This window comes from Priestia sp. 179-F W1.4 NHS (genome assembly GCF_045369295.1).
GTDB lineage: Bacteria > Bacillota > Bacilli > Bacillales > Bacillaceae_H > Priestia > Priestia zanthoxyli.
Genome location: NZ_JBIQFF010000003.1, coordinates 236816 through 258560, shown reverse-complemented (window position 1 = coordinate 258560; position 21745 = coordinate 236816). Strand labels below are relative to the sequence as shown.

Sequence of the window (21745 nt, the reverse complement as noted above, 5' to 3'; positions counted from 1 at the left end):
AAAAATCATCAATAACATTCTGAATTTTTGTGGTTTTAAAAAAGAAAGGAAGAGACAAACCCTTTATACACCCTGTCTCTTCCTTTCTTTTAACACTCTATTCTATTGTTTTTTAATCTCTACATCCGAAGCTTTCACAAACGCATAGCGGTGATTAAAATAAATTTGATAATATTCATCTTTTCCCACAATCATTTTGTGATCGTTTGGATTTGTTGTAAAAGTGGGTGCATAGTAATAGTCACTCTTTACTTTTTCTACCCCTACGTACACCTGATCCGGAGAGATTGTATACTGAAGTGGAACCATGTCTTTAACCGGGATATCAGAAGGATAGGCTGAAGCTTCCGGGAAAGCTCCTCCGTACACTTGAATGCTTTCTTTTCCTGCTTTTGGCGTTAATAATATGCCCGTACCTTTACTCGTATTTTGAATATGTGGATTATAAAACCACGCTTTTTGTCCTCCGTACCAAATCGCTGTCCATTCTCCTTTTGTCTCAGCCACTGCGTACGTTTGGCCCGTTACAGCTTTGCTTCCCCAGTCTAACGTTTGTTTCGTTCCTGGCCCTGAAGCTGCAGGCTCATTCAGTAGCGGTGAATCATTGCTAGGAGCTTGATGCAAATACACAAAGTTGGCCGGCTGCTTTGGTGCATCTGATACCTCTGGCTGATTGTTTTCAAAGACGGGATTAATTGTAACGGCTAGTTTGCTTGTATGCTGGCGCTCGACTGGGCTTCCTACTAAATCCATATAGTGCCCCCAATCCCAAAACGGCCCGGGATCCGAATGCATACCTGATTGAGCCTTAGGAGACAAACCCGGTACCTCGTCATGACCGATAATATGAGCTCGGTCTAATGGAATATGATATTCTTTGGCAAGGTGGCGTACGAGTCTTGCTGAAGAACGGTACATTTCTTCTGTAAACCACGTGGATCCTTCAAGGGCGAACCCTTCATGTTCGATTCCAATACTGTGCGTATTAAAATACCAGTTTCCTGCATGCCATGCTACATCTTTGTTATCAATCATCTGTGCAATGTGGCCATCACTTGAACGTATGACATAGTTTGCAGCTGCTCTGTTAGGGTTAGCAAACAAATCAATGGTTCCGTCATAACTTACTTCTGTATCGTGAATAACAATATAGCGAACATCTGATTTTTGACGATTTGCAATATCATAGTTTCCGTAATCTGAAGGACTTTCGCTGAATTTCCCGTAAAAAGCAGGAATGTATTCACATTTTAAAGATCCCGGACAATCCGCTTTATTCGTATTGGAATTTTCAGCACGAGGAATCGACATATCTATATGTTGAGGAGAAATTTTAAGATGCTGTCCATCTGATGTTGTACGCTCTGCCCCTTTTTCCAGCGTTTCATATACATCATCGGCAAATACTTGAGCGTTTTCTTTATCTTGAGAAGAACTGTAAGCGGCGACTGCGTTGTACCATTTCTGATCAGTAGACGGTACGTTTCCATTTTTGTCTTTTGCAATAAAAGCTAGTACAGCAGCGCCACCACGAATATTTTGCACAGGGTCATTTTTTAATCTTTCTTTATCTGACTTAAGCAGCTTAGCAGCTAAGGAGAGCGTTTGCTGTTTGTCATATGCTGGTTGTGAAGACGCAGTTCCGTTTCCTTTTCCATCTTCTAAAAAAGGGATGTCTGTTAAATGCATGAGGCCGTATCCCCCGGCTGCGCTAGGTTTCCCATTATGACTTTCCCAGCGCGACTTGTTGTAGGAAATTGCTTTTAAAAGCGAAGCTGGCACACCAAATTCTTTAGATGCTTGTGCAAATGCTAGCTCCAAAGAGTCCGACTGATTCTCTGCAGCCTGAGCGACTAGAGGCGCTTGTAGCATATGAATAGGCGTATAACCTGTACATATAACCCCAGCCGCAAGCATGGCTGCCCCCATCTTGTTTAGTTTTAATCGTTTTTTTAGTTTCAAACGTATTCCTCCCCCGTAAAGTATGTAAATGAGGTAAATAAAGACATAATATGACTTTACCTCGTTCTCAACCATTTCGTCTTCTTTCTTTCTATTCCCTTGAGACAATAGTCTAGAAGATTCGACAGAGTTACTAGGAGGAAAGATGTGGTAGGAGGAAAAAACGATAAAAACCATCCCTCTTCTTTAAAACTGCGCTTTCAAAAATGGTGAGTACAAAGGCGGTATATTCATCCCTTTGGCTGCCTTTTTAATAAAGCAGCAATATTGTAGATAATGACATTACTTCTATAATTCAACTATTACTAAACCAAATTTCTTAATTTACCAGTTTTTTAACAGACTGTACGTTCGACATTTTAGTAACTTTTCACCATAGTTAACCATGGAAAAGGTTGCTATTATTAAAGACAAGAGAATGTTTACATATGATTGAACGCAGCAAGAACTGCTCTTGAAAGGAGATACCTTATGAGAGGACACAGCATTCCAGCAATTAAGTTGAATGAAGAAGAAAAAGAAAAATTAGAGGAACTTATTGAACACTATAATTTAAAACGAACGTCTCTCATTCGAAAATTTATTATGGACGGAAAAGTTAAGCCGCCTTTAATCGGCAAAGAAGCAGGTGTGGAACTATTAGTTAAACTGCGAAAAATTGAGTCTGAGCTAAGCCGGCTAAGCAATAATATGCATCAAATCGCAAAGTATTTACATAAACCAAAAGATAAGCAAAATCATTCACAGAACCTTGAACAAATCCTGTTAGAAATGATGAAAAAACAAAAACATGTGCAAGAAGATGTAGAAACTATTTCAGAGCAGCTTAGCGATCATTTATACGTTAAATAGAGAAAAAACGCTCTTTTCATTTTAGAAAAGAGCGTTTTTTATAAAGAAGTAGGGATTTAAATACTTTTTTTCATGCCGCACTTTGCGCATGTACGGATAAAAATAAAGTCTTTTACTAAGCTTTTAAATTTCACATGTCCACAGTTATCGCATCTGCCTGCAACTTTATCCGGAAACTCCTCATATACATATACTTTTGTTAAATCAATCGCTTCTTGTTGCTCTTCCATTTCCATCACACCTTTATGCATCTTTACGATTCAGCTCTTTATATTCTATCAAAAATAAGTAAAATTACTAGGGTGAAAGCTTCAAAAAAACAAGCAGGTTTCTTCACGATGTTTTTATCCGTTCAGCTTTGTACCACCATTTTTCTCTATCTAAAAATGCTTTTACATTCAATATTTTTTTATCGTGAAGTGTAAAGATGGCTACCGCAGCTCCTTCTTCAGAAAAGGTTACCGCTGTTTCTAACTTTTCTTTCGTCACAAACACTTTTAATGTTTCCATATTCTCTTTTGTTAATTCCGCAGTTGTGATAGTTTCTCCTTCAATGATTGTATCTTTTTTTTCAATAAAATGTTCTCCATCAATTATCCAGGCTGCATGCGTTTCACTATCAACTTGAAAGAGGGTATTCTTTTTTAAATAACCTGTTCTCTCTGACATATTGGTATACTTATACGTCTCCGTATCCTCGGTTGTTTTTATCCATAAAGGTTTATATAAAAAAGTAGGCTTTAGAAACCCTTCCTCGTCAGGATCTCCCACAGAATCTGTAGATTTAGGCTCCAAGTTTAAAAACTGCGCAATCCCTTTTGCATATGCCACCCCCATATCTTTTAGGAATTGAGGATTTTTTAAGAGCTTTGCATCGTGTTCTGTATCAATAAACCCAATTTCAGTTAATACAGACGGCATATATGAACGCCTTAACACACTATAATTAGCTAATTTCCTGCCTCGGTTAGAGTGATTGTATTTAGCGAGAACAAATTTCACATGATCGTGAATATCGTTTCGTAACACAATGGTTTGGTTATTTATATTTTTGCTATAAATAAAATCTTCATATCCCGTTTCGCCACCTGAATTTATATGAATAGATAAGTATACATCAGCCCCCCACACATTGGCTTTGTTGACCCGTTCATTTAATGACAAAAACACATCGGTTGTACGCGTTGTCCAAAGAGAAAATCCTTGATATTGAGTAGAAAGAAAAGAGATGATGTACTGCTGCACAGCTAACACTACGTCTTTTTCATATAACCCGCTGGCGTCAGCCCCTAGATCTGCCCCTCCGTGACCTGCATCTAAATAAATTTTTTTCATATAACCTGTCTCCTCCTTATCCGTAGCATATGCATGAATAAGCGAAGACGTTTGTTATACAAAACTACTTTTATGTATAAAGCTTTTTGCTATAGCTCATTTAGAAGTCTTTACAACTGATTTACCATAGCTGGTAACATTAAAATATGTATTTGATCCATCGTCTTCATTGATCACAACATCTAAGTCATGAAAATAACGATGAAGTTCTTTTAACAGTGCTTGATCTTTCGTCTGCTCTAGCTGTCCAGCAAGCTTCTCCATATGCTGAAAGTCTTTCTTTAAAACAGAATCTTTTACTTCAATCGTGCCAATGGTATTTTTAATGGCTGCCGCTTCTTCTTGTACGGCAGGCCAGTCTGGGTGCTCAATGGCACTCCACCCCGTCAAATCATTTAGTACGTCATGATGTTCAGCTATAAAATCTTTTGCCTGCTGATCGTTGCTTTCCAGCTTATCAACTTTTTGTTGATTCACTTTAATGGCACTTGCCTTTATACTTTGCTGTGATAAAAAAGGAATTTTTCCGTTTTGGTACAATATCCATCCTGTCGCTCCTCCCCCGACTAAAAGAACGGATAAAGATATCCACATAATCATACGCTTCTTCTTACTTTTATGTCTTTTTTCCATTTGACTCCTTTCCGGGTATTCAAAACCCTTTAGGCCTTATGAACTGAAACGAATAACCTACAAAAATAATTTTACCATATTTTTAATATTAAAAATATTAAAAAAGAGACTCCTTCGAGTCTCTTTTAATCCACTTCAGTTAACTTTCACCTGTGTGTAACGATTTTTAGGAACATTCAATTGCAAGTTACTTCTTAACGTACTCCCTTCGTATTCTGTACGATACAGGCCTCTTTCTTGCAGTATCGGTACGACGTGTTCAACAAAGTCATCTAAGCCATGCGGAACGCTTGAATGAATAATAAAGCCGTCAGCTCCTTTTTCTTCAAACCACTGTTGCATCAAATTAGCGATATGCTCTGGCGTCCCAATAAATTGTGTTTTAGGTGTAGCAATTCGCAGCGCCACTTCTCGCAGTGTCCGCTTATGTTTTTTAGCGTTTTCTTTGATTTTATCAGTTGTACTGCGGAAACTATTACTTCCGATATCCCCTAAATCAGGAAACGCCTCATCTAATGGAAACTGTGAAAAATCAAAATGATCGAAAAAACGTCCTAAATAGTTGAGCGCATGTTCAATTGTTACCAATTGAGCAAGTTCTTCATATTTTCTTTCGGCTTCTTCGGTTGTACTGCCAATGATAGGACCTATTCCCGGGAAAATTAAAAGTTCGTTTTCATTGCGTCCTTGCGCTACGGCTCTTGATTTTACATCTTGGTAAAAAGCTTTCGCCTCTTCTAAATTACCTTGTCCCGTAAACACTGCGTCAGCCGTTTTCGCTGCTAAATCTTTTCCGCTTTCAGAGGAGCCTGCTTGAAACACTACGGGCTGCCCCTGAGCTGAGCGGCCAATGTTTAACGGACCTTCTACAGAAAAAAATTCCCCTTTGTGGTGCAAGCGATGCAGCTTTTTCTCTTCAAAAAATTGTCCGGTTTCTTTATTTCGAATAAATGCATCATCTTCCCAAGAATCCCATAATCCCTTCGTTACTTCTAGAAACTCTTCAGCTATTCTATAGCGTTTATCATGAGTGGGGTGCTCTTTTCCATAGTTAAGCGCAGATCCTTCCAATGGAGATGTTACAACATTCCATCCCGCTCGGCCGCTGCTAATATGATCAAGTGAAGCAAATTGTCTAGCCACCGTAAACGGCTCGCTATACGAAGTCGATAGAGTGCCAACTAAACCAATATGAGAAGTGACAGAAGCAAGTGCTGATAGAATAGTGAGAGGTTCAAAACGATTCAAAAAATGCGGAAGCGATTTTTCATTAATATATAACCCATCGGCAATGAACACTAAATCAAATTTTCCTTCTTCCGCTTTTTGAGCCTGCTGCTTGTAAAAACCGAAATTAACGCTGGCATCTGACAAAATTTCAGGGTGTCTCCATGCCCCCATGTTTCCTCCCACTCCATGAATAATAGCCCCTAGCTTTAATTGTCTTTTTATTGTCATATTACCATTCTCCTTTTTCATATCCATTCATAAATTCTCGTAGTTGATTGGTCAAACCGCCTGCTCCAAAGCGAAGGACTCCTTCTTTTTCTGTCTTTCTTTCATTTCCTTCCTGTGCAAATTGCAAAAAAGCGATAACGTGAACTCTTCTAGGGTGAATATTTTCAATTCCTTCGTCATAAAACCATTGATCAATTGTATTGTAAATCCCTTTATTGACTCTGAATTGGCTGTGGCACCAATTAAAAAACTGTAGATCAGGCAGATTTAAATATCTCGCTTGCCCTAGCTTGGAAGCTGTATGTTCACTAGATACATAGCCCATATGTTGAAATCTTTGCTTAACTTGTAGTGTATCGGCTTTAATTTGATGTTTTAAAAACTCAATGGAAGGGAACTTTTTCTCACCTCGCACCCGAAAGATAACGTCGCATTGAACTGTCTCTCCATAAATAACGTCGTTAAAATCCAAAATATGAACCTCAAATGTTTTAGATAGTTCCGATCCAAATGTCGGCTTAACGCCTACATTCATAACTCCTATATGTTCAAGTCCCCGCAGATGAACGAGGACACCATACACGCCATTTTTTAATTCCTCATGCTGAGTATCTATATTAGCTGTCGGAAAACCCAAATGTCTTCCTTGCTGCCTTCCAGGTACAACCTGGCCTTTTATAATAAGTTTTTTGCTTGTTTTAGCTTTTAATGCTCCTCGATTCACTACGTTCACCCTTCTTCCCTTAAGTCTAGTAAAAAATAAAAGGTTCTTTGCACAATGCGTGACATTGTGCAAAGAACCTCTAGTGATCTAGTCGGTTTGTTTAATTTGATGATTTTATCATATACTTATTATTCATATGAGTCAAGTGGGTTTTAAATTAAAATATTAGATTGTTTTTTCATAAACATAAGAGTAAGGCGAATGCGTTGGGTTAATACGCTTGAAAAATTGCTTTGTTCGATCTTCTTTTGGATTTAAAAATATTTCTTCAGGATGACCTTGTTCGACAATCTTTCCTCCGTCCATAAACACCACGTGATTAGAGACTTCACGGGCAAAACTCATTTCGTGCGTAACAATAATCATCGTAATTCCTTCTTCAGCAATTTTACGAATAACAGACAGTACTTCACCCACCAGTTCAGGGTCCAAAGCAGACGTTGGCTCATCAAATAAAATGACTTCAGGATTTAAAGCAAGCGCTCTAGCGATACCCACTCGCTGCTGTTGACCTCCTGATAACTGACTTGGATACGCATTTGCTTTTTCAGCAAGCCCAACTTTTTCAAGGACGTCTAAACTTCGTTGTTTTGCTTCTTCCTTTGGCAGCTTTTGAACAATAACTAGCCCCTCCATAATATTTTCAATAACGGTTTTGTGTTTAAACAAATTGTATTGCTGAAAAACCATCGTTGTTTTTTGTCGAAGAGTTAAAATATCTTTGCGGTTTGGCTTTTGGCACTGAACCGTAAATTGATCGATCGAAACTTCTCCTTCATCTGCTTTTTCTAAGAAATTAATGCAGCGTAAAAACGTAGTCTTTCCAGAGCCACTCGGCCCTAAAATGGTCACAACGTCCCCTTTTTTAACAATTAAATCAATACCGTCCAATACTGTATGTTGACCAAATGTTTTTTTAATATTTGTTAATGTAATCATACAACCCCTCCTCGATTATAAACCGTTAATTTTCGTTCAAGCAGCGCTGTTATTCCTTCTATTAACATCGTCAGCATCCAATAAATAAGGGCAGCAGCAATATAGGCTTCTAAAAACTTAAGATTATTTGAAGCTACGATATTAGCTGCACCGTTTAACTCTTTTTGTGAGACGATGAATGCGATAGAAGACGTATGCAAAAAGCCGATGAAGATATTGCATAAATTTGGTAAAGATAAAGCAAACGCCTGAGGGAAAACAATTCGTTTCATCGATTGAAAACGATTCATTCCAATGGAATACGCAGCCTCAATTTGTCCTTTTTCTACCGCTAACAAACCAGAGCGAATGATCTCTGACATATAAGCCCCCGCTGTAAAAGACAAAGCGATTAATACAAATACGACAATAGGAATGCTGTTTGCATTGAAGCCCCATCCATAGTAGCTTGATAGTTTATTAATCAATAGCGGGAACCCTAGGTAAATAACCATAATATGAAGAATGGCAGGCGTTCCTCGAAAAAATGATACGTATACGTTGGCAATAGGCGTTATTATTTTTACTGAATTAATTCTCACAGCCGCAACAGCAATACCAATAAGCAATCCGCCTAGTAATGGACCGATGGTAATAAGGAGTGTTAAAGGTAATGCCTTCAAAATTTCTACAAATGCTGTCCATATAAACGGTACGTCAATAATCATGTTTACACCTCTTTTAGTAAGCTCGTTTTATACATGAACAGGCTGATTGTGTTTTTGCAGCTTCTGTTCGGATTTCATAAAAAATTTCTCTAATATAATGGCTACCAAATAATAAATAATGGCAAGTGCAATATATACTTCAACTGCATGAGCCGTTGCTGCGATAATGGTATCTCCTCTTCCCATCATATCCATGACACCAATGGTAAAGGCTAAAGACGTATCTTTTAAGGAACCAATCACAAGGTTTCCAAAGTTAGGAAATGCTACAACGAGAGCTTGCGGCAGCACAATTCGAGTGAACGTTTGTTTTCCGGTCATTCCTACACTATACGCTGCTTCAGTTTGCCCTTTATCTACACTATTAATGGCACCGCGCATCATTTCAGAAAAAGACGCCGCCGTGCTCAGTGAATATGTGATAATCACAAATACGAGCGGAGCCATTCTAGAAACGTCAATATGAATCAATTGTAAGAGGGCAGGTACCCCGTAAAAAACTAAAAATAATTGAATTAAAATAGGCGTCCCCCTCATAAAAGAAATATAAACTGCTGCTAATTGACTTAACACCGGTACTTTATAAATACGAGGCAGGGCAATAAACAATCCCAAGGTACTGCCAATCAAAAGTGAAGCAACCAAAATCCAAATTGTAATATGCAAATAAGATAATAATTGAGGAATAGAGGTGAAAATCAGCTCTATATCAAATGCTTTTCCCATCTTTTTCTCTCCTTTGTTTCCCTCTACAGGTAGCGAAAGGACCCAAGTTCAAGGCTTGGGTCACAGTAAGTGATTTAGTTATTTCCAGCTGCTTTTGTATAATCTTCTCCTAGCCATTTTTTGCTTAATTTTGTCAATGTTCCGTCTTCTTTTATTTCTTTTAGCGCTTTATCAACATCTTTTTGTAAACCTGTTTCATTTTTTCGAAGCATAAAATATACTTTTGAATTTGAAATAGCAGATCCCACAACTTTTTGCTCTGCGTCCGCTTGCTTATTGACAAAGTCAACTGCAAACGGCGTACTAATTGTAGCGTCCGCACGTCCTGTTTTTAGCTGCGTTTTTGTATCATCAGATCCTTGACCTGAATAAACGATATCAATTTTATTTCCATGTTCTTTGTTGTACTTATCGATTAAGTTAGCAGAGTTACTCGTTGCTCCTACAATTACCTTTTTACCGCTCAAATCTTTAATTGATTTAATTGACGTATTTTTTTCATTTACAACTACATGTAGCGGAAAGATATTATAAGGTTCTTTATTAAACAGGAACTTTTGTTTTCTTTCTTCATTCACTTCCATCTGATGGGCGACTAAATCAATTTTGTTGGATTCCAAGCTCAAAAGTAAATTAGAAAAATCCATCGTTTTGAATTCAAACTTATAGTTTGGAAGACGTTTGTCTATTTCTTTAACAAGCTCTACGTCATACCCCGTTAGATTTCCTTTATTGTCAAGAAAGCAAATGTTGGGAAATTGCGTACCCGTTCCCACAATAATTTTTTGCACTTTGTCTTTGCTTGCGTTAGCTGCTGTTTCTTTATTGGGTGTTCCGCAAGCGGCTAATAATAAAAGAAGTGATAAAAAGATAGCTGTCAGCTGTAGTTTTTTCATGTGTTTGGTCCCTCACTATGTCTCAAAATAATTTATTGTTTTAACGAGTTAATAAAATGGATGTTGCAGCTATTTAACGATTGGTGAATAGTCTTCAATCAACTTTTCTATTTGTTCATAATCTTTTTCAATAACTCCTTTAAACTGCCCCTTATCTCCAATTTCAACGACCGGTACATGACGAATACCGTATTTAATTTCAAGTAGATCTCGCAAATAATCTTTTCCTTCTACATCGATACTTTCATATTGATGGCCTTTTTCATGAAAATATGCTTTTAGTTCTTCACAATGATGACAACCTTTTCGATTCCATAATAAAATTTTCACTGACATGGTTTCTCCTCTTTTCTTTTAAATGATTAATTAGCTTGTTGTAACTCCTTGTGTTTTTCTAACTCATATCTTTCGGGATGTAAGATCTTCCTTAAGAATACGCCTTTTCCTTCTTCTCCTTGATCGACTTCAAAAAAGCGTTCATACCCTTTTCTTTCATACATAGGAATCAGCCATGGGTGTCGATCAGAAGTAGCTAATGTAACAGCAGGAGCCCCCAGTTGATCTCGAATAACCGTTTCTTCAACCCACGTTAAGAGTTTAGAACCTACTCCTTTCTTTTTAAGCAAAGGATCTACCGCAAACCACCATAAGAAAGGCCAGTTCGTTATTTCTTTATACGTTCTTGCTGTAATCGTAGCTACGATTTTTTCATCACTTTCCAGCACGAAGCAGCGGCTGTTTTGAATGTTTTCTTTTACAAGTTGAATCGTTGCCGTCGCAGCAGGAAATTTAATTCCTAGCTTTCGAATCGGCTCATATGCTCGAAGCGTTAAATCCAACAGTTCTTCAGCATCTTCTACGGTAGCTAATCGAAATAATTCACTCATTTTCTTCACCTCATTTTATAAATGTTTGAAGGGGTAGATTACCTTTGTAAATCAGCTCATCCACCGCTTCCTTTAAACGACTTTTGGCATTCGCATTGTTAATACCTGTAAAAGAGACGTATTCATGCAGTAGAAAAAGACTGCTGAGCCAGTAAGGTCTACCTAAAAAAGACGCTAAAAGTTTTAAATCATACTTAGCTTTTAGTAAAGAATTCACATTTTCACCAATAAGAATTGGCAGAAGTATTTTTTTATACAATAAATCTTCTGGCAATATTTTTGTTAGCCGTTCAAAAGATTCTACGTATGTTTCATGTACTCCCGATAACAGAACGACAATGCTTTTAGCTTGGTTCATTTTCGAAATAAATGCCTTTACTTCTTTCTGCGCTTCCTGCTTCAAAGCGTGTACATCATGATACGAGATAGCTTCGGCGTGCACTCCTTTTGAGGTTAAGCAAGCTTCTAGCTCATCTTTCACTGAGGCTATTTGTTGATAATTATGAGAGCTTCCGTTATATAAAATACATACATCGCTCACCTTTTCCCCCTCCTTTTTACAGCAAAAAGGCTCCTAGAGTTTCCTCAGGAGCCTTTGGTAGACCAATCAGCTTTAACTGTTTTTTTGATAAAACCGGAGAATGAAGTGAAGTGTCTTTGAAACATACTCACTCAATTCTTATTTATCCAAGTTGTTTTATCGGCTTTTCTATTTGATGATTCAACTATATAGCCTCAAAATGGCAAAGTCAACTTATTTTTCAAAAAATATTTTTCTTTTAAAAAACTCTTTTCATCTGGAAAATCCTTTGCTAAAATTAATTCCAATTATTCTTACCTTTTTTATCAACTTTAAGGAGTGTTTTCAGTGAAATTAAGTATTTTAGATCAAAGCCCGCGTTATGAAGGTGAGCGTGCTGAAGATGCATTTCAGCATACCATTCAATTAGCTCAGCTAGCAGAAGAACTTGGCTACCACCGTTTTTGGGTAGCGGAGCATCATGACTCTGAACATGTTGTAGGATCATCACCCGAAGTGTTAATTTCTCACCTGCTCGCCAAAACACATCATATCCGTATCGGCTCAGGCGGTGTTATGCTTCAACACTACAGCCCTTATAAAGTAGCAGAAAATTTTAACGTTTTAGCCTCATTATCTCCAAATCGCATCGATCTTGGAATCGGCAGAGCACCAGGAGGACTACCTCATTCTACTCAAGCCTTGCAACAAAACTCTCAGCCCACTAAGTCCTTAACAGACAAACTGATAGAACTTAAACAATACCTAAACGATACGCTGCCGGAAGATCACCCTCTTTACGGTTTAAAAGCCTATCCAAGGCCCCAAAAAGCAGCAGATATGTTTTTACTGGGAGCAAGTGCTTCAAGCGCAGAGCTAGCGGCATCTCTAAATCTTCCTTATGTATTTGCTCAATTCATTAATGGTGATCAAAAAGTGCTAGAAGAAGCGATTTCCGTCTATAATCAGCACGTTTCATCCCATGCACGCTCGCTTGTCGTTGCCCTTTCCGTCATCGTAGCGGATACCGTAGAAGAAGCAAAAGCATTAGCATCCAGCACAAAAATATTTAAAGTATACTTACAAAATGGGAAATCCGCTACATTAGGCTCCAAAGAAAAAGCGGAAGAATTTGGTCAGCAGTCTAAAGAAAGCTATCGAATTGAAGAAAAAGAAGCAAACGTCATATACGGCACAAAAGAAACCGTTCGTCAAAAGCTCCAAGCTTTGAAACAGGCATTTTCTATTGATGAATTTATTATTCTTACTGCTCTTCAAGATTTTGAACAAAAAAAGCGGTCTTATACGCTCTTAAAAGAAGCTTTCAGTGAAGGAGATGCTCAGAAAACGAATCAAACTCTAGCAGCTTACTAATCAAGAGGCTGAAATAAAAGAATTTTAGTCGAAGTAAAATACGAAGTAATAATCAAAATGATTGATTATTACTTCGTATTTTTTCGTTGTCATGGTAAACGTAGCTTTCATGTGTTTAATTGCTTTTAGCTATTGATTGGGCTGTTTTAGCTATGTCTCAAGTTCTTTGTTTCATCTACTTACGAGGCGTTCAAACAAAGTATACGCATGCTTCTTTTTTTCAAAAAATCATTAAATTGAATCAAACGTTTTTTTATAGTACCATATGAAGATATGAGTCTAGTAGAAGAAGGGAATTTAAAATTATGCCTTACAAAATGATTGTTTTAGATTTGGATGATACACTATTATGCGATGATCACACTATTTCTCCGCGCACAAAAGAAGCATTAATGAAGGCGCAAGAATCGGGAGTAAAAGTTGTACTTGCTTCTGGCCGACCAACTTACGGAATGGTTCACATCGCCAAAGAACTAGAATTAGAAAAGTACGGAAGCTTTATTTTATCGTTTAACGGGGCGAAAATTATTAATTGCTTAACAAATGAAGAGCTATTTAGCAGCACCTTATCTCCGCGTACTGTTGCACGTCTCGACGATATTAGCCGCGAAGAAGGAGTTTTAATTCATACGTACGTTGGAGATGAAATTATAACAGAAGTAGAAAATAAATTTACGGATATTGAAAGTGACATTACAGGTCTGCCGATCCGTGTTGTTTCATCTTTTACTGATGCCGTTACAGAACCTGTTGTAAAAGTACTCATGCTTGCAGAACCGGAAATGCTGGTTCACGTTGAAAAGAAACTTCAAAAGCAGCTTCAAGGAGAGCTAAGCGTAATGCGCTCTAAACCATACTTCCTTGAATTCACAGAAGAAGGTGTCACAAAAGGGACAAGCTTACATTTATTAATTCAGCAGCTTGGCATTACACGCGATGAAGTGATTGCTATTGGCGACAGTTATAATGATCTTGCCATGATTGAATTTGCTGGACTTGGCGTAGCAATGGGAAATGCTCCTGAAGATATTAAAGAAAAAGCCAACCACGTAACAGATACAAACATGAACGACGGTGTGGCAAAAGTTGTGGAAGAATTCATCTTAAAACCTGTTAGTGTTTCATAAGACAAAAAAAGCAGCTCGTACGAACCGAGCTGCTTTTTTGTTTTGATTTTATACTCCTAAAAGTTTCATAAGAAGCGTAGCTAAAATAACAGTGGAAGCGCCTCCAAGTCTTGTTGCTACTTGAGCAAATGGCATAAGTGACATACGGTTGGAAGCTGATAAAATCGCTACGTCTCCCGTACCTCCTAAACCGCTGTGACAGCCGGTTACAATTGCTGCATCCACCGGATGCATTTTCATCATTTTACCTACAAAATAACCGGTTGCTACCATAGCCATAACAACTGCTGCACATACGACTACATAACCTGGTGTCACAATTTTCACTACATCTTCAAGAGGAATATACAAAATTCCTAGGCCTACCATTAACGGCCATGTCAAGCTCGTAGAAATGAATTTGTACATATGGTAAGCACCTTGCTCCATCTTAGCAGGCATTACTTGTAAACATTTGACTAGCGTTGCCGCTACGATCATTAAAACTGGACCTGGAATTCCTAAAAACTTATGTGCTAAGCCTCCAAAAATAAAGAAACTACATGCAATTAAAAGACCTGCGCCCATTAACGAAAAATCTACTGGTTTCTTGATATTTGTATCTTCTGAGATGCCATCTCCGCCTTTTGTCTTCACAAGAACTCCATTACCTGTTAATTCTGGCTTTTTCTCTCCTAGACGTTTCATTAAGCCAGCACATACGATAGCAACGATGTTTCCAATAACAGCAGCTGGAATCATTTGCGACACAAAAGATTCTGCTGAACTACCTAAAATTTGAGAATAAGCAAGTGAAAGCGGTAAAATACCTTCACCAATTCCTCCTCCAATGATTGGTACAACAATATAGAAAAATGTATGTTTTGCTCCGTAACCAAATAACATCCCAACGGCTACGCCTGCAGCTACAGCGGCTAGCGTACCTAACACAAGCGGTACGAACATACGTGTAAAGCCTTGAATTAAAACTTTACGGTTCATGCCCAGAATACTTCCGGCTACTAAACAAGAAATATAAAGGTATAAAAAGTTTGATGTTTTCATCAAAGTTGTTACCGCTTCCATAGACGCGGGATTTAAAACATTATAAAAAACTAATACGGAAGGTACAAGCAGTGATAAAATAGCTGGTCCGCCAATATCTTTTAAAATCGGAATTTTTAATCCTAAATCACCAAGTAGCATTCCCATTACCATAATAATCGCAAATCCGCCAATCATATCTGGAGGAAGTTCGTTGTAAACGGCCGCGCCATATACAATTAATGCAAGTAAAACGTATAGCGGTAGAGGAATAACTCCTACTTTAATATTGTTAATTCGGTTCCAAAAACCCTTATTTTCAGGCTGTGAATCTTGAGTAAACGTTTCCAATTTACGTGCTGTATTCATCTCATAACCCCCTGTGGTTCTAATATAGAGAATCATACACAAGTTTAAAAAAACTATATACGTTATGTAACTTAAGAATTCTTTTTGTAACTAAAAAAAGCACAGCTTCTTTTTTCAGAAGCTGTGCTTTTTCTATCTAAAAATTAAGCATTTACCGTTTCTAAAGCTTTAATTTCTTTGTATGTTGGTTCCCACATTGCTGCTTTTACTGCCGCTTTTACATCTGTTGGAACTTCTTTTGCAACGCCATCTTTAATTGCTGCGTTAGCAACCGCTAAAGCAACGTTATATGATACTTCACGTAATTCTTCTACGCGTGGTAGTAATGAAGCTCCTGGTTTGCTGCTGTCTACCATTTGAGCTACAGCGTGTGCACATGCTGCGAACATGCTGTCTGTAATAACTTCTGCTTTTACCACAATTGATCCAAGACCAAGACCAGGGAAAACAAAAGCATTATTAGATTGACCAATTTCATATTCCACACCGTCGTAGTTAACTGGTTCAAACGGACTTCCAGTCGCTACAAGTGCTTTTCCTTCTGTCCAATTTAATAGGTTTTCAGGAGTAGCTTCCGCAAGCGGAGTTGGATTTGACATTGGTAAAATAGCTGGGCGTTCTACATGCTTCGCCATTTCTTTTACGATTTCTTCTGAGAATGCGCCTGCTACACCAGACGTACCAATTAAGATTGTTGGCTTAACTTGTCTGACAACTTCTAAAAGAGAAATTTTGTCTTCTTCACGGTTCCAGTCCTTCACTTCTTCTGCTTTTCGTGCATAAGGCGTTTGGAAACCTAATAAGTCGTCCATGTCATCTGTTAAAAGGCCTCGGAAATCGACTGCCCAGAAGTTTTTGTATGCTTCATCTTCTGTGATCCCGTCTAATACCATTGCATCACGTACTTGATCTGCAATACCGATACCTGCTGTACCTGGTCCAAAGATTAAAACACGGTGGTCACGAAGTGGCATTTTAGACACTTGAACTGCTGAGAAAATAGCGGCAAGCGTTACGGCACCTGTGCCTTGAATATCATCATTAAACGTTAGAATTTCTTTTCCGTACTTGTTAATAATATTACGAGCATTTACATTACCGAAATCTTCCCAGTGTAACAGTGCATTAGGGAATATTTCAAGAGATTTTGAAATAAATTGATCTACGAAATGATCATAGCGCTCACCGCGGATACGTTCATGGCGGTTTCCGATATATAAAGGATCATTTAATAATTTTTCATTGTTTGTTCCTACATCAAGAACAACTGGAAGTACTCTGCTTGGATCGATTCCTGCTGCAGCTGTGTACACGGCTAATTTACCGATAGCAATATTAATACCACCAACGCCCCAGTCACCAATTCCTAAAATACTTTCTGAATCTGTAATAACCATTAAATCAATGTCTTCACTATTTGCATCGATATTTTTAAGAGCTTCTTCAATGCCTTCTACATTATCGATTGACAAGTATACGCCACCCGGACGGCGATATTCGTGGCTGTATTCTTGGATTGCTTGTCCAACTGTTGGTGTATAAACAACCGGAAGCATTTCTTTTAAGTGATCTTGCAATAAACGATAAAATAATACAGCATTACGGTTCTGTAAATCGTTTAAATACACATTCTTACCAAGGTTATCTGCCTGAGCTAAAAATTGCTCATATGCACGTTTTGCCTGCTCATCTAAACTTAAAGTCATTGGAGGAAGCAAACCTTCTAATCCTAACGTTTTACGCTCTTCTTTTGTAAAAGCTACTCCTTTGTTTAACATTGGAGCTCCTAAAATTTCTTTCCCACGTAAAGTCGTTTCAATTGTTTCATTATCTGTAAAAAATACGTTGCGCATACGACTATCTTCCTTTCTGTAGACTTGTATGACAAGCATACAAGTTGGTTAGATTTAAGTAATTGATACCTTATATGGATATTACTCATATTATTCAAATGTCCGTTAACTTTTTATGAATAGCTTGCTAATTCATTTGACAATAGTATATTTTATGCCTATCTATTTCTGCTGTCAACTATTTTAGTAGAGCAATTTTTTAGTTATAAAGAGGTAGAAATTTCTGAATTTAATATCTTTTATCAATTTTCTTTTTATATAGGTACTAAGAACCCTCTTTATTCTATTCATCTCTTTTGGAAAGTCAAAATAATCCTTTAATATGGAAAAAATGTTTAATTATAAAAAATTTATTTTGAAATAATTTTAGTTTGCCTATAAAAGAATATTTTTTATTTTTTTGTCTATGCTGATTAGTGAATTACTATGAATATTCTTTCCTTTCTATCTATACATATAAACTACATAGTTCTTTTTTATAATAATGGAGGTTATTATATGTTAAAACCAGATACAGCTATTATTTTTGGATTTCTTATCGAAGAAGCGGCCAGTCGATTAGACGATAAAGAGATTAAAGAAATTGCGGCTAAAGAGCTAGAGAATGGAGAATTGGTGTTTGAAGAAGCCAGTTATTTTTATAAACGCTTTTTTATCCCTGCTTCCTCTGAATTAAGACAAGCTCTTCGCCGAGAGGTCTTATCGCTTCATTTAACATTAAATCAAATTAAAAATGCTTATGGCAACGGATCCATGTCTAAGATTGCTCATATGCATCAAATTATTGCAGAAACTGAAAAATCAACAAACGAACTTAACAGACTTTTAAATCTTGCGTTCTATGAGGGTGAGGACGATCAGACATACGCCTCCTTCATGAATATTTTTTCAAATAAATCATAAAAAAACCGCCCTTAAGGACGGTTTTTTTTATTGAACACCTTTCATTAAACGCTGAATTTTTGGCGAAATCATTAGTACAATTACACCTAAAATGACCGACACTCCGCCCAATGCAGCAAAATAAACAACTTGCGAAATGTTTTCATAGTATTGAACAAGCTGAGCATTGATTGCCTGCGCCGCTGCGCTTGTTAAGAACCATAAACTCATTGTCTGAGCAGAAAACGCTGCAGGTGCTAGTTTTGTTGTAGTTGATAGCCCTACTGGTGATAAACAAAGCTCTCCAACTACAACTAAGAAGAAGCTTAATACTAGCCATAGCGGGCTCGCTAACGTTTCGTTTCCATGAATACTAGCCGGGATAACCATGACAAGGAAAGAAAGCCCTGCAAATAATAGTCCTAATGAAAATTTCTTTGGTGTAGAAGGCTGTCTGTTTCCTAATTTCACCCAAATTGCTGCAAAAACTGGAGCAAATATAATAATAAATAACGGATTTAACGATTGGAACCAGCCAACTGGAATTTTAAAGCCGCCATACGTTAGCTGTGTATGATCTTTTGCATACGTTGCTAAAATTGTTGACCCCTGCTCTTGAATTGCCCAGAACATTACTCCAGAAACAAAAAGAGGGATATAAGCTAATACGCGTGAACGCTCATCAGCTGTTGTCTTGGGACTTTTATACATAACCACAAAGTAAATAATAGGAATAACAATCGCTAAAATACTTACAAATAAAATAACGCCTTCAACTGTTAAAATACCTGCTAAAGAAGTCAGTACAATAAAGATAGCAAGTACAACTACAGCAAGTGCAATAGTACCAAATACTTTTTTGCGTTCTTCTGGTTTTAAAGGGTTTGGAACTTGTCTGCCTGCACGACCTAAGGTTTTACCTCGTGTAGCCATAAATACAATTAGACCTAAAAGCATTCCTACTGCTGCGATTCCAAAACCTAAGTGGTAATTATATTTTTCCCCTACTGTTGAAACAACTAGAGGTGCGATAAATGCACCTGCATTTACACCCATATAGAAGATACTAAATCCAGCATCTCGACGGTTATCAGTCGGGCTATACATATCGCCCACAACGCTTGAAACGTTTGGTTTTAATAAACCTGTTCCGATGATAATCAAGAACATTGAAATAAACAGCGCTGTTACACCTGCTGGCAATGCAAGCACTAAATGCCCCAGCATAATAAATATACCGCCGTAAAACACCGTATTAGACGTACCTAAAATGCGGTCTGCAATCCAACCGCCAATAATTCCAGACATATAAACAAGAGAACCATAAATAGAAAAGATCGCTAAAGCGGTTCCTTGTTCCATTCCTAATCCACCGTTTGCAATTGTATCGTACATGTACAATACAAGTAGCGCACGCATTCCATAGTATGAAAAACGCTCCCAGAATTCTGTAAAGAACAAGGTAAATAAACCTTTAGGATGTCCGAAGAATCCTTTTTGAGGAACTGTTTCATACACTTTTTCTCTCTCTACCGACATATTCCTTAACCTCTCTTTCAACCGTAAACCACCATAGACAAAACTGTCAAAAAATTATGATGATATAAAAAAATAGAAACAAGAAAATTTTATTCTTATAAAATGATTCTGTCAATATCAGAATTTTACAATGAGTGCATAATATACGGTTTTTCATTATAAAATTGCACCTATAAAAAGCTTTAAATCAAGATTTCCTTTCTTAAAATATCTTTCTGAAAATTTTTTTATACAAAACCCTTGATTACAAAGCATCTGATTATCTACTTTTCATACAACCAGATAATATTTTTCTTTTTGGGAAATTTTTCTTTATATTTAAAAAGAAGCTTTATTCTTTTTAAATTATGCTTCCCTCAATCAAAAATATACTTTTTTAAAATAATAAAACCTTCTTTAAAAATGTCTCTTTTGTTATAGTAGATACTCTTTTTTCACCTATGTAATACTTTTAATATAAGTCATCCTCATTTTTTTATGTAAAAAAAGAGATAAAAGGTTTATTTTTCATCTCTTTTTTCACTGTGCCTACAATTTTACGTATTCACCATTTACCATTTGTCCTTTGTGAAGAGGAAACACACCTTCTTCTTTAGTGTATACAATCGTTCCTCTATTAATGGTAGTTAAAATAACGCTATTAAATACCGTTCCTTCATATATACTGTGCTTATGTTTGAAAACCATTCCTTCTTTTGTCACTTTTTCAGTTTGATCCAGATCAACGATAACCAAATCCGCATCGGCTCCTAGCAAAATGCTTCCTTTTTTGGGATATAAGCCGAATCGTTTAGCTGGATTGGTTGATACAAGCTTTGAAATGTGAGAAAGAGAAATCCCTCTAGTGATCGCTCCTTCACTAATCATTGCTTGCAAAGAGTACTGACCGCCTGATATTCCACCCCAAACTTTAAATAAATCATTCTGATGAGCTGTTTTTAACTCAATCGGGCAAGGAGAATGATCCGAAGAAATCATATCTACTTCTTCTGATTGAATACATGCCCATAATTTTTCTTTTTGACTCCTGCTGCGAAGAGGAGGTGCACACTTAGCCGTTACGCCAATTTCTTCAAAGTCTTCCTCTGTAAAAAGTAAATAATGCGGACAAGTTTCCAGCGTAACGTTCATTCCATTCTTCTTTGCTTCCGTAATAAGCTGCACTGCTTCATAGCTGCTAATGTGTACAAAGTGAAGCGGACATCCCGTTTCTTCACCGTACTCAAGCGCTTGCTTTACTGCGTTTACTTCTGCTACAACCGGTCGCGTTTCTAAATAATCTTTAATAGCCGTTTGCTTTTGCTTCTGTTTAGCCTGTTCAAGCTTTTGTATTAAGTCATTTCTTTCAGCATGCAGGGCAAGCACTTTATTTAGTTTTGCAATCTCTTTCATTCCTTCGTATAATGTGAGGTCATCTGAGAAATCAAATTCAGAACCTGCTTCTGACATAAATGCTTTAAAACCTATTACACCCGAATGAGCCATTTTGGCTAATTCTTCTTTATTACCAGGAACCAACCCTCCCCATAGACCGTAATCTACTACTGACTTTTGATCAGCCAGCTTTTTCTTTTCCCACAGCGCTGCTTCTGTTACGGTAGGAGGAACGCCGTTTAAAGGCATATCAAAATATGTAGTGCAGCCTCCTGCGGCCATAGATGCTGAACCGTAGTCAAACCCTTCCCAATGGTCTCGGCTCGGTTCATCAAAATGCACATGAATATCAATCATTCCAGGCAGAACATATTTGCCTTTAGCATCTACGTATTTTTTTGCTGGTATGCTAACACCTTGCGCTATTTCTGCAATCTTTCCTTTTTTAATACCTATGTCCGCTTTTACTATTTCGTCTTCTAATACGACCGAACCATCCCGAATAATTAAATCATACATATTATCAAACTCCCCTTTACTTACTTCATCTTTTTGTTAAACGACG

At 37.3% G+C, this 21745-nt stretch carries 21 protein-coding genes; 4 read left to right on the top strand and 17 right to left on the bottom strand.

Features of this window, described 5'->3' with window-relative positions; genetic code table 11:
* Positions 1-102: 102 nt before the first annotated feature.
* The gene (locus tag ACH0CI_RS16505; RefSeq protein ID WP_406901910.1) at positions 103-1962 is read right to left on the bottom strand and encodes an N-acetylmuramoyl-L-alanine amidase; all 1860 of its coding nucleotides are present in this window, start codon (positions 1960-1962) and stop codon (positions 103-105) included.
* Positions 1963-2433: 471 nt separating this feature from the next.
* Here ACH0CI_RS16505 and ACH0CI_RS16500 point away from each other — a divergent pair, with 471 nt between their 5' ends.
* Positions 2434-2814: a plasmid mobilization protein gene (locus ACH0CI_RS16500; RefSeq protein WP_406901909.1), complete on the top strand. Its 381-nt coding sequence runs from the start codon at positions 2434-2436 to the stop codon at positions 2812-2814.
* 56 nt (positions 2815-2870) lie between these two features.
* Here ACH0CI_RS16500 and ACH0CI_RS16495 read toward each other — a convergent pair whose 3' ends face one another.
* From ACH0CI_RS16495 to ACH0CI_RS16440, 12 genes are all read right to left on the bottom strand, one after another.
* Complete coding sequence (locus ACH0CI_RS16495; protein WP_025752091.1) at positions 2871-3050, bottom strand: DUF8096 family protein; 180 nt, start codon at positions 3048-3050, stop codon at positions 2871-2873.
* 97 nt (positions 3051-3147) lie between these two features.
* Positions 3148-4149: an N-acetylmuramoyl-L-alanine amidase family protein gene (locus ACH0CI_RS16490; RefSeq protein WP_406901908.1), complete on the bottom strand. Its 1002-nt coding sequence runs from the start codon at positions 4147-4149 to the stop codon at positions 3148-3150.
* A 96-nt stretch (positions 4150-4245) separates the two neighbouring features.
* Positions 4246-4749 carry a hypothetical protein gene (locus tag ACH0CI_RS16485; protein ID WP_230624621.1) on the bottom strand — a complete coding sequence of 168 codons (504 nt, stop codon included), beginning with the start codon at positions 4747-4749 and terminating at the stop codon, positions 4246-4248.
* 168 nt (positions 4750-4917) lie between these two features.
* Positions 4918-6240, bottom strand: coding sequence for an LLM class flavin-dependent oxidoreductase (locus ACH0CI_RS16480; protein WP_406901906.1), 1323 nt, complete (start codon positions 6238-6240; stop codon positions 4918-4920).
* 1 nt (position 6241) lies between these two features.
* The gene (locus ACH0CI_RS16475; RefSeq protein ID WP_047751101.1) at positions 6242-6964 is read right to left on the bottom strand and encodes a riboflavin kinase; all 723 of its coding nucleotides are present in this window, start codon (positions 6962-6964) and stop codon (positions 6242-6244) included.
* A gap of 165 nt (positions 6965-7129) precedes the next feature.
* Positions 7130-7903 carry an amino acid ABC transporter ATP-binding protein gene (locus tag ACH0CI_RS16470; protein WP_034265635.1) on the bottom strand — a complete coding sequence of 258 codons (774 nt, stop codon included), beginning with the start codon at positions 7901-7903 and terminating at the stop codon, positions 7130-7132.
* Complete coding sequence (locus ACH0CI_RS16465) at positions 7900-8610, bottom strand: amino acid ABC transporter permease (RefSeq protein WP_014460395.1); 711 nt, start codon at positions 8608-8610, stop codon at positions 7900-7902. The genes ACH0CI_RS16470 and ACH0CI_RS16465 overlap by 4 nt, the downstream gene beginning before the upstream one ends.
* A 27-nt stretch (positions 8611-8637) precedes the next feature.
* The gene (locus tag ACH0CI_RS16460) at positions 8638-9336 is read right to left on the bottom strand and encodes an amino acid ABC transporter permease (protein ID WP_335706581.1); all 699 of its coding nucleotides are present in this window, start codon (positions 9334-9336) and stop codon (positions 8638-8640) included.
* Between the two features lie 74 nt (positions 9337-9410).
* Entirely contained in the window at positions 9411-10232 is an 822-nt protein-coding gene (locus ACH0CI_RS16455; RefSeq protein ID WP_406901905.1) for an amino acid ABC transporter substrate-binding protein, read from the bottom strand.
* Positions 10233-10301: 69 nt separating this feature from the next.
* Positions 10302-10568 carry a glutaredoxin family protein gene (locus tag ACH0CI_RS16450; protein WP_028413591.1) on the bottom strand — a complete coding sequence of 89 codons (267 nt, stop codon included), beginning with the start codon at positions 10566-10568 and terminating at the stop codon, positions 10302-10304.
* A 26-nt stretch (positions 10569-10594) separates the two neighbouring features.
* A complete protein-coding gene (locus tag ACH0CI_RS16445) occupies positions 10595-11119 on the bottom strand; it encodes a GNAT family N-acetyltransferase (protein ID WP_033578802.1) in 525 nt (174 codons plus the stop codon).
* 10 nt (positions 11120-11129) lie between these two features.
* Positions 11130-11660 (bottom strand): hypothetical protein, encoded by a 531-nt coding sequence (locus ACH0CI_RS16440; RefSeq protein WP_406901904.1) that lies wholly within the window; start codon positions 11658-11660, stop codon positions 11130-11132.
* 327 nt (positions 11661-11987) lie between these two features.
* Here ACH0CI_RS16440 and ACH0CI_RS16435 point away from each other — a divergent pair, with 327 nt between their 5' ends.
* Both ACH0CI_RS16435 and ACH0CI_RS16430 read left to right on the top strand, forming a co-directional pair.
* Positions 11988-13013: an LLM class flavin-dependent oxidoreductase gene (locus ACH0CI_RS16435; RefSeq protein ID WP_034265631.1), complete on the top strand. Its 1026-nt coding sequence runs from the start codon at positions 11988-11990 to the stop codon at positions 13011-13013.
* 305 nt (positions 13014-13318) lie between these two features.
* Positions 13319-14140 carry a Cof-type HAD-IIB family hydrolase gene (locus tag ACH0CI_RS16430; RefSeq protein ID WP_013082899.1) on the top strand — a complete coding sequence of 274 codons (822 nt, stop codon included), beginning with the start codon at positions 13319-13321 and terminating at the stop codon, positions 14138-14140.
* Positions 14141-14188: 48 nt separating this feature from the next.
* On the opposite strand, the gene ACH0CI_RS16425 is transcribed toward ACH0CI_RS16430, so the two are convergent.
* Positions 14189-15532 carry a 2-hydroxycarboxylate transporter family protein gene (locus tag ACH0CI_RS16425; RefSeq protein ID WP_028413595.1) on the bottom strand — a complete coding sequence of 448 codons (1344 nt, stop codon included), beginning with the start codon at positions 15530-15532 and terminating at the stop codon, positions 14189-14191.
* Between the two features lie 143 nt (positions 15533-15675).
* Complete coding sequence (locus ACH0CI_RS16420; RefSeq protein WP_034269256.1) at positions 15676-17385, bottom strand: NAD-dependent malic enzyme; 1710 nt, start codon at positions 17383-17385, stop codon at positions 15676-15678.
* A gap of 498 nt (positions 17386-17883) precedes the next feature.
* On the opposite strand from ACH0CI_RS16420, the gene ACH0CI_RS16415 reads away from it, so the two are divergent.
* Positions 17884-18288: a hypothetical protein gene (locus tag ACH0CI_RS16415; protein ID WP_047751106.1), complete on the top strand. Its 405-nt coding sequence runs from the start codon at positions 17884-17886 to the stop codon at positions 18286-18288.
* Positions 18289-18315: 27 nt separating this feature from the next.
* On the opposite strand, the gene ACH0CI_RS16410 is transcribed toward ACH0CI_RS16415, so the two are convergent.
* Positions 18316-19806 carry a peptide MFS transporter gene (locus ACH0CI_RS16410; protein ID WP_048021250.1) on the bottom strand — a complete coding sequence of 497 codons (1491 nt, stop codon included), beginning with the start codon at positions 19804-19806 and terminating at the stop codon, positions 18316-18318.
* A gap of 528 nt (positions 19807-20334) precedes the next feature.
* Positions 20335-21699, bottom strand: a complete 1365-nt coding sequence (locus ACH0CI_RS16405) for an allantoinase (RefSeq protein WP_406901901.1) — start codon at positions 21697-21699, stop codon at positions 20335-20337.
* Positions 21700-21745: the final 46 nt, after the last annotated feature.